The 16385-nt window shown below is 33.5% G+C and carries 15 protein-coding genes; 11 read left to right on the forward strand and 4 right to left on the reverse strand.

What is annotated here, in order from left to right:
• Window positions 1-7 precede the first annotated feature (7 nt).
• The 7 genes from CJ739_RS11010 (at window position 8) to CJ739_RS11040 (ending at window position 9351) form a co-directional block, all read left to right on the forward strand.
• Window positions 8-2038, forward strand: coding sequence for a hypothetical protein (locus tag CJ739_RS11010; RefSeq protein WP_117175255.1), 2031 nt, complete (start codon window positions 8-10; stop codon window positions 2036-2038).
• A gap of 774 nt (window positions 2039-2812) precedes the next feature.
• A complete protein-coding gene (locus CJ739_RS11015) occupies window positions 2813-3325 on the forward strand; it encodes a DUF6252 domain-containing protein (RefSeq protein ID WP_117175257.1) in 513 nt (170 codons plus the stop codon).
• 33 nt (window positions 3326-3358) lie between these two features.
• Window positions 3359-5269, forward strand: coding sequence for an outer membrane protein assembly factor BamB family protein (locus CJ739_RS11020; RefSeq protein ID WP_117175259.1), 1911 nt, complete (start codon window positions 3359-3361; stop codon window positions 5267-5269).
• 243 nt (window positions 5270-5512) lie between these two features.
• On the forward strand, window positions 5513-5800 hold the full coding sequence (locus CJ739_RS11025) for a hypothetical protein (RefSeq protein ID WP_117175261.1): 288 nt from the start codon (window positions 5513-5515) through the stop codon (window positions 5798-5800).
• Window positions 5801-5804: 4 nt separating this feature from the next.
• Complete coding sequence (locus CJ739_RS11030) at window positions 5805-7754, forward strand: tetratricopeptide repeat-containing sensor histidine kinase (RefSeq protein ID WP_117175263.1); 1950 nt, start codon at window positions 5805-5807, stop codon at window positions 7752-7754.
• 16 nt (window positions 7755-7770) lie between these two features.
• Window positions 7771-8421, forward strand: a complete 651-nt coding sequence (locus CJ739_RS11035) for a response regulator (protein WP_117175265.1) — start codon at window positions 7771-7773, stop codon at window positions 8419-8421.
• A 177-nt stretch (window positions 8422-8598) separates the two neighbouring features.
• Window positions 8599-9351, forward strand: a complete 753-nt coding sequence (locus CJ739_RS11040) for an enoyl-CoA hydratase/isomerase family protein (protein WP_117175267.1) — start codon at window positions 8599-8601, stop codon at window positions 9349-9351.
• A 21-nt stretch (window positions 9352-9372) separates the two neighbouring features.
• On the opposite strand, the gene CJ739_RS11045 is transcribed toward CJ739_RS11040, so the two are convergent.
• From CJ739_RS11045 to CJ739_RS20340, 3 genes are all read right to left on the reverse strand, one after another.
• A complete protein-coding gene (locus CJ739_RS11045) occupies window positions 9373-11133 on the reverse strand; it encodes an aromatic amino acid hydroxylase (RefSeq protein WP_117175269.1) in 1761 nt (586 codons plus the stop codon).
• A 112-nt stretch (window positions 11134-11245) separates the two neighbouring features.
• On the reverse strand, window positions 11246-11815 hold the full coding sequence (locus CJ739_RS11050; RefSeq protein WP_117175271.1) for a DUF4136 domain-containing protein: 570 nt from the start codon (window positions 11813-11815) through the stop codon (window positions 11246-11248).
• A 91-nt stretch (window positions 11816-11906) separates the two neighbouring features.
• Entirely contained in the window at window positions 11907-12077 is a 171-nt protein-coding gene (locus CJ739_RS20340; protein WP_162880190.1) for a C1orf53 family protein, read from the reverse strand.
• A 163-nt stretch (window positions 12078-12240) separates the two neighbouring features.
• On the opposite strand from CJ739_RS20340, the gene CJ739_RS11055 reads away from it, so the two are divergent.
• From CJ739_RS11055 to hemL, 4 genes are read left to right on the forward strand one after another with little or no spacing between them, the layout of a single operon-like run.
• A complete protein-coding gene (locus tag CJ739_RS11055) occupies window positions 12241-12591 on the forward strand; it encodes a hypothetical protein (protein WP_117175273.1) in 351 nt (116 codons plus the stop codon).
• Window positions 12569-13480, forward strand: coding sequence for a 1-aminocyclopropane-1-carboxylate deaminase/D-cysteine desulfhydrase (locus CJ739_RS11060; RefSeq protein WP_117175275.1), 912 nt, complete (start codon window positions 12569-12571; stop codon window positions 13478-13480). Before CJ739_RS11055 ends, CJ739_RS11060 begins: the two co-directional genes overlap by 23 nt.
• A gap of 4 nt (window positions 13481-13484) precedes the next feature.
• Window positions 13485-14495, forward strand: a complete 1011-nt coding sequence (locus CJ739_RS11065; protein ID WP_335645404.1) for a glycoside hydrolase family 73 protein — start codon at window positions 13485-13487, stop codon at window positions 14493-14495.
• Between the two features lie 7 nt (window positions 14496-14502).
• Entirely contained in the window at window positions 14503-15789 is a 1287-nt protein-coding gene (hemL, locus tag CJ739_RS11070; protein WP_117175277.1) for a glutamate-1-semialdehyde 2,1-aminomutase, read from the forward strand.
• Window positions 15790-15872: 83 nt separating this feature from the next.
• Here hemL and CJ739_RS11075 read toward each other — a convergent pair whose 3' ends face one another.
• The gene (locus CJ739_RS11075; RefSeq protein ID WP_117175279.1) at window positions 15873-16352 is read right to left on the reverse strand and encodes a DUF4890 domain-containing protein; all 480 of its coding nucleotides are present in this window, start codon (window positions 16350-16352) and stop codon (window positions 15873-15875) included.
• Between the last annotated feature and the right edge of the window lie 33 nt (window positions 16353-16385).

The following is a 16385-nucleotide window of genomic DNA, read 5'->3' on the forward strand; positions in this document are numbered from 1 at the left end:
TTCTACAATGAATAAATATATTATTATAACTTTCTTTATAACGCTAAGTAGTTTTTCACAAACTATTGTTACTAGTTTGAGTGATGATGGAAGCCCAGGAACCCTTCGGCATGCTATTCTGAATACTGCCGTAGGTGGTACAATTGTTTTCGATTCAAGTGTTGATGGAGGAACACTTACGTTAACAGCAGATTTGCCAAACATTACTCAAAATTTAACAATAATTGGTAATGGAGTTAGTAATTTGACGATCTCAGGTGTGGGATTATATAATATGTTTCAAGTTTCTGGAGGTGCTCAATTAACTATTTCAGGTATTACTTTTAGTAATAATAAAAGCAATAATGGTTCAATTTTTAGAGCTGATAATACTAATTCTTCGGTAATTGCCGATTCAATAAATGTAACGGGAAATTCAAATAGTTATGCGTTTTATACTAATAATCCTTCTACCATAACAATTACAAATTCTACATTTACTAATAATAGTGGAATATTATTTGGAAGTGATCATGGTTCCACACCAAGTACAACGTCTGATATAGAAACGGATTATACTAATAGAATAGTTGTTACAGGATGTACATTTTCTTTTAATACGGGAACTATTTTTAGAACAGAAAGATTTGTTAAAATTGACGATTGTATTTTTAATAATAATACAAGTCAAATAGGACAATTTAGAGGATTAAATAGATATCAAGTATTAAATTCGACATTTTCTAATAATACAGGATCTACTTTGTTTTCATTTTCATCAAATATTTCATCAGGTTGGGGTTTAGCTACTTTGGGCACGAATCATCATTTATTTGATGGTAATACTTTTACAGGAAATATAGGTACGGTTATTAATACGGGAACCACAAATGAACAGAGTAAAACGACTATATCTAATAATATTTTTGCAAGTAATGGTGCCAATTGGACTGGTAGTCCTGCAATAGAATTTAATAATACAATTTATCCAACAGTATCTGCGCCTACTACAATCTCAGGAGCTACTGATATTTGCAATGGAAGCAGTACAATATTAACATCTTCTGGAGGTAGTACGGATATAAATGTAGTCGATGTATGGTATGCTGATACATGTGGCGGGGAAGCTTTTTCACAAGGTTGGGACACACAGTCTTATGACACAGTGGCTACTACAGTTAATTCCGTAGTCAACGGTATATTAAATGTGACTACGACTTCAACAGATCCAATGATCAATATGTTTAATCTAGGGAGTTTCGACCCTTCAGTATATAGTTATATAAACATTAGGTATAAGGTGGTCTCAGGAACTGCTGGGGAAGCTCAGATTTTCTTTTTAAATTCAGCAATAACCACTCCTAATGGTGGATATTATTTAAACACAACGTTGATATCCGATAATACTTGGCATATTGCGACCCTTGATATGTCGGCACATGCCAATTGGATGGACAGTAATATAACAGGTTGGCGATTTGACTATGCAACCGCTAGTGGCGCAACTTTAGATATTGATTTTATCGAATTAGGATCCAGTCCCATTGTGGGAACAGGATCAACAATTACCGTAACTCCTAACGCAGATACCTCTTATTATGTTAAAAGAAAAGGGCCGTATGCCAATACGGCTTGTACTTCACAATTGGTAACCGTAAATCCGCTCCCTGCACCAACTTTTACCACACAAGCAGAAATAACGACAGCGATTAATTCGAATGTGACTTATACAACGGAAGCCGGTCAATCAAATTATGTTTGGACAATTCCAGGCGTTTTAAATACCGATTATTCAATCACTTCCGGAGGTACAATTACAGATCATTCCGTTGTCTTAAAATGGTTGACAAATGGGAGTAAAACTATTACAGTCAATTATACCAATTCCAATAATTGTTCGGCATCTGAAGCAACATCATCTACGTCAACAAATGTATTGTATGCAATAATTAATAAAAATGGAGGGATTTCCATTGAATATTCCGAAGCAGTAAATGAAAAAGGGGAGATAGGTTCTGGAAATGGGGTGAATAAAAACGGTAAACTTTTGGGGGAATAACAGATTGAAAAAAGTTTAAACCACTTCATTAATTATCAGTACAGCAGTAATAAATATGAATCGGATATATAGCAAGGATCATTACCAAGAAAACTAAGGGATGCATGGTTTTCTACTTGGATAAGATAGAAAATTGATTTATAAAAAATGTTTTTTCAATAAAATGACATCTTTCCTTTTAAAAAAACTATTCTTGTTCTAATTCAATTTGTTTTTGTAAATTATGATAGAATTTAAATAGTTGAGGGTTTGATTTTTAAAGAAGAAATTCTAAGTTTAAGTTGTTGAAAAGGTTGTTCTAATAAGGGCAGCCTTTTCGTTTTCTTTTACATGGGTTTTCTTGAAAGCTATTTCATTTGTATGAAAAGCAAGGGTTTTTCCAGTTGAAATGATTTTATTAATTCAATTTTACATTTACTGATTTGCTTAAATTCTTATTGATTGATTTAAATCCCATCCTTATGCAATTGGTTAGCCAAATTATATGTGTTTTTATGTATAGATTTACATTGCTATTATTGTAAAAGCTATTAGTAAAGCTTACTCTATTTATAGGGATTTTTTGTTTATATATTTTGTATTAGAATCAATTATTGGGGGCAATAATTTTTTAAGGAAGTGATTCTAATACGTGTAGATAAGGCTGTCTTAATTAAGGACGGCCTTTTCTGTTTTCTAACATACTAGTTTTTAAAAAATACGCAATTCGTCGTATTGATTTCATTTTAATAAAACTGCAATTTTGTGATGCTATTAATCATAAAATAATTTAAAATGAAAAAACTAAAACAATTAGTATTATTACTAACAACAGTATCATTAATTACATTTTTATCATGCTCAACTAGCGATGATGGAGGTAAAAATGGTACAGCAGCATCAGGAACTATTACAGCCAAAGTTGATGGCAAAGAATTCACTTCTTTAAAGATAACCTCACAAGCAAGTGTTGTAACCGTAGGGGAACAAACAACAATTACACTACAGGGCAATACATCTTCGCAAGCCATAAACATGATTATTAATGGATATGATGGTGTTGGAACTTATCAACTTTCAGATAATAACGTGTTTATTATTGCTTCTTATACAGAGCCCAATATTAATAATCCTTTAGATTCTAAAATTTGGTCTGCTCCATATCAAGATTCAGGGATTGTTGGAGAGATTAAAATATCTGAAGAAACAGATACAAACATTATAGGCACGTTCAGTTTTACCTGTAAAAATTCAAATGACGGAACAACAAAGAATATCACGGATGGATCATTCAATCTTGAAAAGTAAACATTTAACTTAATTAACCAAACAAAATCAACAATGAGAAAATTAAATCAATTTGTATTACTATTAGTAGGGATTCTAATGGTAAACGTAGCACCAGCCCAAAAAGCAGAAACTCCAGAACAAACTTACGATTTAGGATCAAGTATTAATGAAATGACACTAACCGTTGGAGGCATATTGGTTGCTGCAACCAACGAAGGGTTGGTGGGGATTGACCCCAAACAAAACACCCCTGTATTTACTTTTAATAATTTCGGAAAATTAAAACCGGAGGAAACAGATTTTATACCTGCATCACCATATATTGTGGTTTCTCAAGGTGCTGATTCAAAGTTTGCAGGCTTAACAAAAACAAAACGAGCTGTTATAAATTATATAACAGGAAAGACTATTTTTAATTCTGAAACCGATAATTGGAATCAAATTTATACCTGTAACATCGTATTGCCACAAAACAAATTAATAATTAGTGGTATTCAAAAGGAAGGCGATAAGTTTGAAAAAATGACTCCCAAAGTAGCCGTGTACGATTTAAGTACACAAAAACTAGACTATAGCTTCTTTTTAGATAAACCGGGAAGAGTAGGTCTTGCCAAAGATTTTAGCGTAACAGGTGTGCCTTTATTGTTAAAAGAAATTTTAATAATACCAACAGCTCAAGGATTAATTGCAAAAAAGCACAATGGCGATGATTTATGGGAATGTAAAATTAAAGGTGTTAACTGGATGGTTGCCGACAAAACCGAAAAAGAAATTTATGGTTTTGAAACTACTGTTAATGGAAAAAACACACGAATTCATAAAATAGGAAGCAATGGTGCCGAACTATGGAAAGATGACAGAAAAGTACAAGGAAATGTATCTAATTTTCAAATTTTACCACAAGGAATAGCTGTGGTTAGCGATAAAAGTTCTGGAGGCAGCTCTAGTGTGTTTGCTACAAGTGACGAATCTGAAATTGCTTTTTTAAGTGCTTCTACGGGTGAAGATTTATGGCAAAAATCTCCAAAAACAAAAGGTTATGTACAGCATTTTTATGTACAGGATGATGGTATTTTATTTGGTATTCAACAAGGAGGGATTAATAAAATTTCGTTTGATGGAAAAACATTATTCAAAAAGCCTTTAAAAACGGGAGCAAACATTATGGTTATGGCAGAGTCTCCACAGGGGTTAATTTATATTACGGGTGAAGATGCCAATATTGTAGATTTAAAAACAGGCGACCAAGTATGGAACAAGCCATTGAAATATAAAAATTCGGCTGCAGTAGCTTCAACTTTCGACAGTGCAAAAAATAGATATCTAATTGCTGCCGATGGCGATGTTTATGCCATTGATGCCAACTCTGGAGATGTCACTGAATTTGCAAAAGTGAAGTTTGATGAAAAAGAAGTTGCCAATACTATGCAAATGAGAAATGGTAACATTTTTTTAAGCGCTTCTCAAAATGTAGCCTTACTAGATAGTGATGGAAACCAAGTATATCACGAATATTATAAATCGCCTTCTCAAAGTGGTTTTGTAAAAGTATTATCTGGAGCGTTGGCCGTAGCCTCAACAGGATTAGCAATGGCTCATGCTGCTAAAGCAGGTATGAATAGAACCAATAGTTATGGAAGTTCTAATGATTTAGGCAACTATAACGACTACGGAAAAGAAAACAAAAGGGCTTCCGATATGTTTGCATCTATAGGAGATGCTGCGTTTGATGTGATGTCAAAACGTTTTAAAGCAACAGCAGCGACCGAGAATGCCCAATTTATTTTAACAAAACTTGATGCGGGTGTTGGATTGGTAAAAGTTAATAAAGATACAGGCAAAGTAGATAAAGAAATTGTGCTTAAAGATAAAAAGCCAGAATACCAAGTAGATGAGGTTGCAGGAATTTTATATTACAAAGCCAATGACAAGACAATTTACGCTTATAATCTTCAAAAATAAATCTTGTTGTTGAGATTTGTTCGATTAGGCGTGATAAATTATATTATTGCGCTTAATCTTTTTTAATAACATTTTATCGAAAAATTAATTGAGGTTCAAGTTATTAAGTTAAATTTAATATGCTATTAATCAGTTCAAATAAAAAACATCAATTAGTTCAATCACCAAAGCGATTGATAATTGGTGTTTTTTTTTTGTAAGCCTATTTAAGGTCTTTTTGCGAAATTATTTATTCTCTTAATTATGGGATTTAATTATTTATTCATTTGGGTAATATATGCATTGGTTTTTGTTTTGGTGTTGTTTGTTATTAAAGCTGTATTTCAAAATAAGTATTTAAAAAAAACAGCAATTAAAAGCGAGCTAATCTTACAGGAAAATTTATTTCAAGAGAGCAACAAACTAGAAAAAACCAAACAAAAATTGCTGTTGGTTGAAGATTTGCACCATACACTTTTCAAGCGTTTTTTTAAAATTACAGAAGATATTCTTTTGATGCAACAGTTTATATTTGAAACATACACCAAATAGTTTTATGAAAAGAATCTTTTTTGCAGTCATCTTCTCGATTTGCGGTTTTTATTACAGTTTTGCCCAAAGTCCACAGAAAATTATCGATAGTTTAAAAATTGAACTTTCAAAATCACCAAAAGATGAGTTGAAAGCTAAAATTTATGGCGATTTAACTTGGTACTATGGCTCAATTTCAACAGATTCTGCCTTATTTTATGGTAAAAAAGCAATGGCACTTGCCAAAAAAATAAAGGATTCTGTTTTTTTTGCACAAACTATTAGTGACAATGCCGTTATTTATTATTTAAAGGGTGATTATTCCACTTCTGAAAAGCTTTTTAGAGAATCTTTGAAAATTAGAACCTTACAAAAAGACTCGGCAGGAATTGCTTCATTACATTTTAAGATTGGAAATATTTATGGCAAAAAAGCTCAGTCAGACAGCTCAATGGTTTATTATTTAAAAGCACTTAATTTTTATGAAAAAAAGAAAGCAGATGTTATTGTAAACTCCCTAAAAAGCAATATAGGAACTATTCACATGGCGTTGAAAAATTATGACAAAGCCTTAGATTATTTTAATGAAAATATTGATTTTTTCGAAAAAAACAACGAATATGAGTTGCTTGGGAATGTTTTGGTAAATAGAGCGAGTATTTATCTCTATAAAAAGGATACTTTACAGGCAATTTCTGATTTAAAAAAAGGCATAGAAATCTCAGAAAAAGTTAATTCATATCCAACACTTGGGACGGCATATAATAATCTTGGAACAATTTTTAACGATAAAAAAGACTACCAACAAGCAAAAAAATACATACTGAAATCTATTGAAATTAGAGAAAAAGGAAATTTGAAAACCGAATTAGAAAGTTCTAAACTTACCCTGGCAGGTATTTATAATCAGTTAGGTGAATTTAAAAAATCCAAACCTATTTTATTAGAGAACATAAAAGTATTTAAAAGAGAAAGCGTTACAGATAAGCTTTTATTGGCTTACTTGCAACTTATACCTGTTTACGCATATGAATCTAAACCAGATAGTGTTTCGTACTATACCGAGTTATATGTTAAAACCCAAGAAGTAAATGCGCAAGAAACTATGCAAAATATTACTTCTGAATTGGAAACTAAATACGAAACCGAAAAAAAAGAAAAAGAAATACTATCACAACGTGCCAACATTGCCGAAAAGGAACTTCACATCAATCAAAAGAACACTCAAATAATAGGCTTAGGCATTTTAGCAATAGTTGTAGCCATTTTGGGGTATTTGTTTTATAATCAGCAAAAATTAAAAAACCACCAACTTCAAAAAGAAAGCGAATTAAAAGAAGCTTTAATTAAAATTGAAAATCAGAATAATTTACAAGAACAACGGCTTGCCATTTCAAGAGATTTACACGATAACATTGGCGCACAACTAACCTTTATTATTTCATCAATTGATAATTTGAAATATGGTTTTAAAATTACCAATGAAAAACTCACCAGTAAGCTTTCTAGTATAAGTATCTTTACCAAAGAAACCATTTATGAATTGCGTGATACCATTTGGGCAATGAATAAAAGCGAAATTTCTTTGGAAGATTTACAAGCACGTATTTCCAACTTCATAGAAAAAGCCAATATTTCGACTGAACAAACACAATTCAATTTCACTATCGATAGTAGTTTGCCAAACAACCTCACCTTCACTTCTTTTGAAGGCATGAATATTTATAGAATCATTCAGGAAGCCATCAATAATGCGCTTAAATACGCTAATGCCAATACCATTGACGTGCAATTCATTAAAGAAAATGAACACCTTATGGTTTCTATTGTTGATGATGGAAAGGGTTTTGATATACTGCAAGTTGAAGATGGTAACGGACTTAATAATATGAAAAAGCGAGCAAGTGAAATAGCTGCAACTTTAAAGATTTCTAGCGAAGTAAATAAAGGAACAGCAATAGTACTTACGGTTTAATAAAAACACCAATGCCATGCAAATTAAAATAGCCATTGTAGATGATAACACATTTTTAATTAACGCCGTAAAAGAAAAGTTGTCTTTTTTTGAAGATTTAAGCGTGAAGTTTTCGGCTGCAAATGGTTTCGATTTGTTATGCAAAATCGAAGATAACCACAATCTCGATTTAATATTAATGGACATTGAGATGCCTGTTTTAAACGGCATAGAAACTACCGAAATTATCAAGAGAAAATACCCGCATATCAAAATTATAATGCTCACGGTTTTTGACAATGATGAAAATATTTTTAATGCGATAAAAGCAGGTGCCGATGGGTATTTGCTTAAAGAAATCAATGCAAAGGATTTACACAATGGCATTGTGGAAACCTTAAATGGTGGCGCCGCAATGAATCCTTCTATCGCTTTAAAAACATTAAAACTGCTTCGAAATCCAATAGATTTTAGTTGCAAAAATAATGAAAATGATATCAAGCTATCGGAAAGGGAAATACAAGTGTTAGAACAATTAAGCAAAGGGCTTAGTTATAATATTATTGCCGATAACCTTATTTTGTCATCAGGAACCATAAGGAAACATATCGAAAATATATACAAAAAACTACAAGTGCACAATAAGTTGGAAGCGGTAGAAAAGGCTAAAAAGAATAATTTAATATAACATATTGGTAACTTTTTGTTAATACCAATTAAAAATTTCTGCGTTAATTTCGTACCCGTTAGAATTAGTTAAATTTACATTAGTTAGGGCTTCTCTGTCGAAGCAAACTAATGTTTTTTTTTTGTCTTAGTTTTATGTATATTCAACCTTTAAAAAGACTAGTAAAATTGCTGAATAATGACTGAACCGTACGTAACATTAAACATAAAAAACAACGTTGGCTATATAGAGTTTTTTCACCCGAATAGAAATTCTATGCCCAGTGATGTTTTAATTAAGTTAAAAGAAACCATTGAAGAAGCGGGAAATAACGAAATTATTAATGTTATTGTATTGCAAAGTGGTGGTGACAGAACGTTTTGTGCCGGTGCTAGTTTTAATGAAGTTATGGCGGTTAAAACAGCAGAAGATGGCAAGGTTTTTTTCTCTGGTTTTGCCAATGTTATTAATGCTATGCGAACTTGTCCAAAGCTTATTATTGGGCGTGTACAAGGAAAAACCGTTGGAGGAGGTGTAGGTTTAGCCGCCGCAACCGATTATTGTTTAGCAACCAAATATGCCTCAATAAGATTAAGTGAATTAAGTATAGGTATTGGGCCTTTTGTTATAGAGCCAGCCGTAACAAGAAAAATTGGATTAGCGGCCATGTCGCAAATGACGATAGACGCTGAAACGTTTTTTTCTGCGGAATGGGCAAAAGAAAAAGGCTTATATGCCGATATTTTTGAAACTACCGAGACTTTAGATGGTGCTGTTAAAGAGCTAGCCGAAAAATTAAGCACTTACAATCCTGAAGCTTTAAAACAAATGAAGTCGGTTTTTTGGGAAGACACACAGCATTGGGAGACCCTTTTAACCGAACGTGCCGAAATTAGCGGTGCTTTGGTGTTAAGTAAGTTTACTAAAAACACACTGAAGCGGTTTAGATAGCTGTTAAATTTGCCAACTACTTTACTGCCTTATTGCTTCCTTTTTCACAATCCCCAGGCCATCATCAATCAATCGTCCAACTTCAGGTTTGTTTTGTTTTATGGTTTCTAAATGGTTTAAGATAGCTTCACATAGTTTAGCTTCATTACCTGCAAAAGCCAGTTCGTACAATTCTACAGGTAATAACCAATCGGTAGGATGGTTTTCAATAAGTGCTTCTAAGACTTTAGTTCTGGAAATGGTTTTGTTTTTGCCTTCACGATAGTCTCTAACTTGTTGGTAAAGCGCTTCTAATTTAATTTGTTTGTTGGATTTTTCAACATGGATGGTTTTAGAGGAAGGCATATGGGTAATTAAATTGAAACTGTTCAAATCGGCAGGGCCAGAGAAAGCCGAAACAATGTTTTTACCAACCGCCATGTCGTAAATGCCCCATTCAGGTTTAAATAAAACAGTGTCACCATGTTTTACCGTACAATTATTAAAACTGATAAGAATTATTTTTCCTTGTAGATTTCTTTTACCTGTTATAATATCTCCAGAAACCGTAATGCCACCTTCAAACTCTAAAGTTACCGTGTTTTCTTCGAAAATATTATAAGCACTTAAATCGCGCGGACTCATATCTTCAATCGCTAAATTAATGCCTTTTAATTTTCCAATAGGCGATCCAAATCCTTTTTTATGGGTGTTTATACCATGACCTACCAGTTCTTTTTCTCTATATGATAAAGCGGTTTCGCCAGTACTTTGAATATAAATAGGGTTGCCATTATCTTCAATAACATGAGAGAAAACCCCCGAAATTTGAAGGCCGGTACTCAACTCAATGGTTCCCAAAGCTTCCGATTGAATTAATTTGGTGACGCCAGAAAGTCCTCCTTTCCGCAATGCCATGGTATTGGCAAACGCTTCCAATACCAAACTTAAATGGGCAAAATTTGGTGTAACAAAAAGCTGGGGTTGTGGTTTTGTTATGTCGAAATCTTTATAAGTGGCTTCAATAGTATAGGGTAGTTTTTTAACGGCATCGGTCATACACCAAGCGCTTTCGCCAATAGACGACAATAAACCGGCACCATAAATTTTCGGGTTTTCTAAAGTCCCAATTAAGCCATACTCAACCGTCCACCAATGTAGATTTCTTATAAGTGCCATTTCACTAGGTTCGCCCATATTATTCTGTAGGTCTTCTACTTTTTTTTCTGCGGAAGCGATATCTGCTTCGTTGGAGTTTGGTGCTTCTTTGATGATGGATAAATGTCTAACAGCTTCATATAGCTCGTAATCTTTGGCTGACGAAATAGCTTTACAGCCTATTTCCCCAAAGCGGCGTAAATATTCAGCATATTCGGGATTGGCAATAATAGGCGCATGTCCTGCACCTTCGTGAATAATATCGGGAGCAGGCGTGTATTCAATATGTTCTAATTGTCTAATATCGCTCGCAATTACTAGTACATTATACGCTTGAAATTCCATAAATGCATTAGGTGGTATAAATCCATCAACCGCCACAGCCGCCCAACCTATATCTTTTAAAATACGGTTCATGCCATACATGTTGGGAATGCTATCAATAGAAATTCCGGTTAATTTTAAGCCTTCTATATATGATTTGTGTGCCACTTTTTTAAGAAAATCGACATTTTTACGCATCACATAGCGCCAAACCGCTTGGTCTATTGCCGAATAGTTGGCATAGTTTTGTGGCTTAATAAACTGTAATAAATGTTTAGGTAGGCGATTTAATATAGGGTTTGATTCTATGGAACTTTGCATAAAACGTTGTGTTAAATGTGTTTTAGTAAAAATACAAATTCTATATAAAATGCTTTTAAAAGTATTGTTAAATAAAAAAAAGCAACCGTTAAAGCTGCTTTTTTATTCTGTTTTATGGTTGTGATCCTGGAGGGTATTTTGCCATAATTTCGGCAACAAATTCTTTAATACGTTCTTCCTTTTTCTCCATGTTTTGGGTTAAGTAGCCTGTGCCCATTCCTTGCCAAACCAATTCTTTCTTGTTGGCATCAATTAAGTCTATAAACAAAACGCCTTCTGTTCTGGTAGAAACGCTAGGTTGGTTCCAACCCCAGCCCCAACCTGGTCCGAAGCCTCCGCCCCATGGCCCCCAGCCTCCCCAGCCCCAAGCACCGTAGCCCCAGTAGTTGTTATAGACATCTACACGTTGGTTCGATTTGGTGAAAAGGCTAATAAGTAAATCGGGATTTTCAGATTTTGTAAAACCTTTAGCTAATAGTTCAGCTTCAATGGCTCGAAGAATTCTACGTTTATCTAAATCGCTAATTTCAGCTTTGTCTATGCCTGTTTTAAAAAAGGCAAAGGTTTTGTATGTTGAAAAATTAGCATTCTTATCATAATCGGTTGCAACCCTAACCGAGCTGCATGATGTTACCAGAATTAGCAAAGCTAAAAATGGTAATGTTTTAAGTAATTTTTTCATAGCTGTTTAAAATTTATTAGTTTAAAAATAAATATATTTTTTATTAAATAGCATCAATAATCATACCAAGGGCGTGTAAAATAAGGTGTCCTTATCTTGAGTGTTTTATTCTATTTGTTTTATTATCAAATCCATAGGGGCAATGCCTGCAGCCACTTTCGCAACAATACCCTCTTTTTAATAAGTATTGCTCGGTAAAACAGCGATACCCTTCTGGGGTTAGGTAGTAGTCACCTTCTTCAATGGGGATTATTTTTTTCATGTATAACAAAGATAATGTTTTTTGGACTGATTTTTGAAATAGAAAAAGTTAAGATGAGGTATCATTATTTATTCTAAAAAAACAATATAAAATGCTGTTTAGTTTGTCAGGCTTGTCGAAGTCCTAATTTAAAAACATCATTGGTAGTTCATATATAAAAAACATGATTATTATTTCGAAATATTTAGTTCCTAAAGGGTATTTAGGATTTGTTTGTTATCCTTTTGTGTTTTTAAAATCGAAGGAATTAAAATCTGATTTTGTATTGCTTAATCATGAAAACATTCATTTAAGGCAACAGATTGAAATGCTATTGATTTTTTTCTATTTGCTTTATATTATTGAGTTTTTAATACGGTTCATTCAATATAAAAATTGGCATATAGCTTATAGAAATATTTCTTTTGAACGTGAAGCTTATGCTAACGAAACACATTTAGATTATTTAAAACAGCGGAAATTTTGGAGTTTTTTAAAGTATCTTCGCAGCAATGAATTTCAATTTAGAACATAGTGTCAACCAGCAAATAAATATACCTAATAATAGCGGTGTTACGCTGTATATTAAAAGAGAAGATGCCATTCATCCTTTTGTGTCTGGCAACAAGTACCGAAAGCTTAAATATAACCTTCTTGAAGCTGAAAAATTAGGCTATAAAACACTGCTAACTTTTGGTGGCGCTTTTTCAAATCATATTGCAGCGGTAGCTTTAGCAGGACAGCTCATGGGATTTAAAACCATTGGGGTTATTAGAGGTGATGAGCTAAAAGGTGCTATAAATGATAATACAACCTTACATTTTGCACAACAAAGTGGGATGCAATTTGAGTTTGTTTCTAGAGAAGCCTATAGGAAAAAAACATCAGACCTATTTATCAAAAAATTGAAAGCAAATTTTGGTGATTTTTATTTAATTCCAGAAGGCGGTACCAATGCCTTGGCTATTAAAGGTTGTGAGGAAATTTTAAATGAAGACGATAAGGGTTTCGATTATATATGTTGCGCCGTTGGAACTGGCGGCACTATATCTGGACTTATGAATTGTTCAAAACCTAGTCAACAAGTTTTAGGATTTCCAGCGTTAAAAGGCGACTTTTTAACACAAGATATTAGTAAATTTGCATTGAAAACCAATTGGGAATTGAAAACCGATTATCATTTTGGAGGTTATGCGAAAATAAACGACAAGTTAATAACGTTTATCAATCAGTTTAAAAAAGAGTATAGCATTCCTTTAGATCCCGTTTATACTGGAAAAATGATGTTTGGTATTTTCGATTTGATTGAAAGAGGGTATTTTCCAAAAGAATCAAAAATATTGGCAATTCATACAGGTGGTTTACAAGGTATTACTGGAATGAATACTGTTTTGAAAAAGAAGAATTTACCATTAATAGTATAATTTAATGAAGAAGATAATAGTTTTTTGCTTGTTAGCAAGTTTGGTTTTAAGTTGTGGTGCTAAAAAAGTAGCGGTTAAAAGGAAAACTTCAAGTAAACCAAAAACGGAACAAGTTGTAATAAAAACGACACCTCAAAAAGGTGTTAAAGAGGAAGTCGTTAATGGTGTAGAAGTTAAAATAACATCAACAGATGAATATATAGCCCTTTTTAAACCCATTGCTCAAGAAGAAATGCGATTATATGGCATACCTGCAAGTATTACTTTGGCACAGGGTATTTTAGAGTCGAATTCAGGGAAAGGTCGACTTGCTGTTGAAGCTAATAACCATTTTGGGATTAAATGCCACGACTGGACCGGAGATAGGATTTATCATGATGATGATGCTTCACAAGAATGTTTCAGAAAATATAACGATTCCAAATATTCATATAGGGACCACTCGTTGTTTCTAAAACAGCGTTCCCGCTATGCTGCGTTGTTCAAACTTAAAAAAGAAGATTATAAAGGTTGGGCAAGAGAATTGAAAAAAGCAGGATATGCGACCGATAAAAAATACCCAGATAAAATAATAAGCTTGATAAACCGATACAGTTTGTATAAATATGATGAAGAAGTCTTGGGTGATGTTTATGTCAAATATGAAGAGGAAATAGGCGATTTTTCAATATATTATGTAGAAAAGGGAGACTCGATGTATTCCATTTCCAAAAAGTTCCATATTTCTATAAATGAACTTAAAGCGTTGAATGATTTATCAACTACAACACTTAGTATTGGTCAGAAATTAAGAATAAATAAAAATTCAAATAATATTGTAGCAGTTGGTTCAAATCAAAAAACAGCAGTGAAAGAAGTGGTAGCATATCGTTCCCATATTGTTGAAAAAGGGGAGACCTTATATTCCATTTCAAAACGATATAATATGACTGTTTCAGAACTTCAACAAATGAATGGTTTAAACAATACCGCCTTAAATATTGGGCAAGAACTTCAAGTTAAACCAGCAAATTAAAATACACATGAATTATACAAGAAGTAGTGCTTTATTTGCACAAGCCGAAAAGGTGATTCCTGGAGGTGTAAACTCACCTGTTAGAGCCTTTAAAGGTGTTGGAGGAACACCTGTTTTTGTAAAAGAAGCCAAAGGTGCCTATTTATATGACGAAGATGGAAACCGGTTAATTGACTATATAAATTCGTGGGGACCTATGATTCTAGGTCATGCCTACCAACCTGTTGTTGATGCGGTTGTTGAAAAAGCTAAAAAGGGTACATCGTTTGGAATGCCTACTGAAATTGAAACGCAAATTGCTGAATTAGCAGTTTCTATGGTGCCAAATATTGATAAAATCCGTTTTGTAAATTCAGGTACCGAGGCTTGTATGAGTGCGGTCCGTTTGGCAAGAGGGTTTTCTAAAAAAGATAAAATTATAAAGTTTGCGGGATGTTATCATGGGCATAGCGATTCGTTTTTAATTCAAGCGGGTAGTGGTGCGAGTACTTTTGGAACCCCCAACAGTCCAGGTGTAACACAGGGTACTGCAAAAGATACGTTGTTGGCACGTTATAACGATATTGAAAATGTGAAGCAGTTAGTAGAAGCTAACAAAAATGAGATTGCCTGTATCATTATAGAACCTGTAGCAGGTAATATGGGTTGTGTGCCACCAAAAGAAGGTTTTTTAAAAGCATTAAGAACTTTGTGTGATGCCAATAATATATTACTGATTTTTGATGAGGTGATGACGGGGTTTCGTTTGGCAAAAGGTGGAGCGCAAGAACTGTTTGATATCAACGCAGATATTGTTTGCTTTGGGAAAGTCATAGGTGGCGGTTTGCCAGTCGGTGCTTTTGCAGCTAGAAATAAAATTATGAATGAGTTGGCTCCAGTAGGACCCGTATATCAAGCGGGGACTTTAAGTGGAAATCCGTTAGCCATGGCGGCAGGTTTGGCTATGTTAACCGAATTGAACAACGATGTAGATGTTTTTAATCGTTTAGCTGAAAAAACAGAATATTTGCATAAAGGAATTGCACAAGTTTTAAATGAAAATAAGGTTGTTCACACGATAAACAGAGTCGGTTCTATGATTTCTGTGCATTTTGAGGCAACACCTGTAGTGGATTTTGAAACAGCTGCTAAAGGAAATAACGACATCTTTAAAAAATTCTTTCATGGTTTGCTTCAGGAAGGTGTTTACATTGCGCCAAGTGCTTTTGAAACTTGGTTTATCACCGATGCTTTGTCTTATAGCGATTTAGATTTTACTATAGAAGCTGTAAAGAAAGTAGCAAAAACACTATGACCGTTCAATAAAAAAAGAAAGCGCATTTCTAAATAAAAGAAATACGCTTTACATTAACAAACTAAACTAACCAAACCAGGTTTTTATTGTTTTTTTGGGCCATCGCCCCTTTTATTACCATCACGCTTTTTCATGCCAGTAGCTTTTTGTGTCATTTTTGCTTGATATTTTTCCCATTTATCAAATTGCTCTTCGTTTAAAATTTTTTTCATTTTGGCTTTCATAGCAATTTGATGGTCAAGCTTAGCATTTTTCATAGCAAGACGTTGTTCTTCCGAAGGTTTTTCCATGTTGCCACTTTCTTTTTTTGCTTTAAAAGTATCCATCATTTCTTTACGCTTGGTGGCGTTTTCAAGATTTATGGCATAAACTTCTTTTTGCTGCGCTTCATTTAAATCTAAATGTAAGGTCATTTTCTTTGTTCGAAGGTTTGCTGTTTCTTCTGGCGTTAAATTACTCATTCTTTGAGCTCTTTCTTCGCGGTTTGGGCGTTCTTTTCTTTCTTCTTGAGCAAAGCCTTGAATAGATACTAAAGCCAATGCAATTATTATAAGTCTTTTCATTATTAAAATTTTATGTTGTTTGCTATTAGGACT

The sequence above is a fragment of the Mariniflexile sp. TRM1-10 genome, from assembly GCF_003425985.1.
GTDB lineage: Bacteria > Bacteroidota > Bacteroidia > Flavobacteriales > Flavobacteriaceae > Mariniflexile.

What these genes read in the sequence shown, in the direction of transcription:
- CJ739_RS20340 (WP_162880190.1), bottom strand. Translation starts at nt 12,077, where the DNA reads ATGAAAAAAATAATCCCCATTGAAGAAGGTGACTACTACCTAACCCCA.
- CJ739_RS11030 (WP_117175263.1), top strand. Translation starts at nt 5,805, where the DNA reads ATGAAAAGAATCTTTTTTGCAGTCATCTTCTCGATTTGCGGTTTTTAT.
- CJ739_RS11075 (WP_117175279.1), bottom strand. Translation starts at nt 16,352, where the DNA reads ATGAAAAGACTTATAATAATTGCATTGGCTTTAGTATCTATTCAAGGC.
- CJ739_RS11025 (WP_117175261.1), top strand. Translation starts at nt 5,513, where the DNA reads ATGGGATTTAATTATTTATTCATTTGGGTAATATATGCATTGGTTTTT.
- CJ739_RS11065 (WP_335645404.1), top strand. Translation starts at nt 13,485, where the DNA reads ATGAAGAAGATAATAGTTTTTTGCTTGTTAGCAAGTTTGGTTTTAAGT.
- CJ739_RS11060 (WP_117175275.1), top strand. Translation starts at nt 12,569, where the DNA reads ATGAATTTCAATTTAGAACATAGTGTCAACCAGCAAATAAATATACCT.
- hemL (WP_117175277.1), top strand. Translation starts at nt 14,503, where the DNA reads ATGAATTATACAAGAAGTAGTGCTTTATTTGCACAAGCCGAAAAGGTG.
- CJ739_RS11045 (WP_117175269.1), bottom strand. Translation starts at nt 11,133, where the DNA reads ATGCAAAGTTCCATAGAATCAAACCCTATATTAAATCGCCTACCTAAA.
- CJ739_RS11055 (WP_117175273.1), top strand. Translation starts at nt 12,241, where the DNA reads ATGATTATTATTTCGAAATATTTAGTTCCTAAAGGGTATTTAGGATTT.
- CJ739_RS11010 (WP_117175255.1), top strand. Translation starts at nt 8, where the DNA reads ATGAATAAATATATTATTATAACTTTCTTTATAACGCTAAGTAGTTTT.
- CJ739_RS11050 (WP_117175271.1), bottom strand. Translation starts at nt 11,815, where the DNA reads ATGAAAAAATTACTTAAAACATTACCATTTTTAGCTTTGCTAATTCTG.
- CJ739_RS11035 (WP_117175265.1), top strand. Translation starts at nt 7,771, where the DNA reads ATGCAAATTAAAATAGCCATTGTAGATGATAACACATTTTTAATTAAC.
- CJ739_RS11040 (WP_117175267.1), top strand. Translation starts at nt 8,599, where the DNA reads ATGACTGAACCGTACGTAACATTAAACATAAAAAACAACGTTGGCTAT.
- CJ739_RS11020 (WP_117175259.1), top strand. Translation starts at nt 3,359, where the DNA reads ATGAGAAAATTAAATCAATTTGTATTACTATTAGTAGGGATTCTAATG.
- CJ739_RS11015 (WP_117175257.1), top strand. Translation starts at nt 2,813, where the DNA reads ATGAAAAAACTAAAACAATTAGTATTATTACTAACAACAGTATCATTA.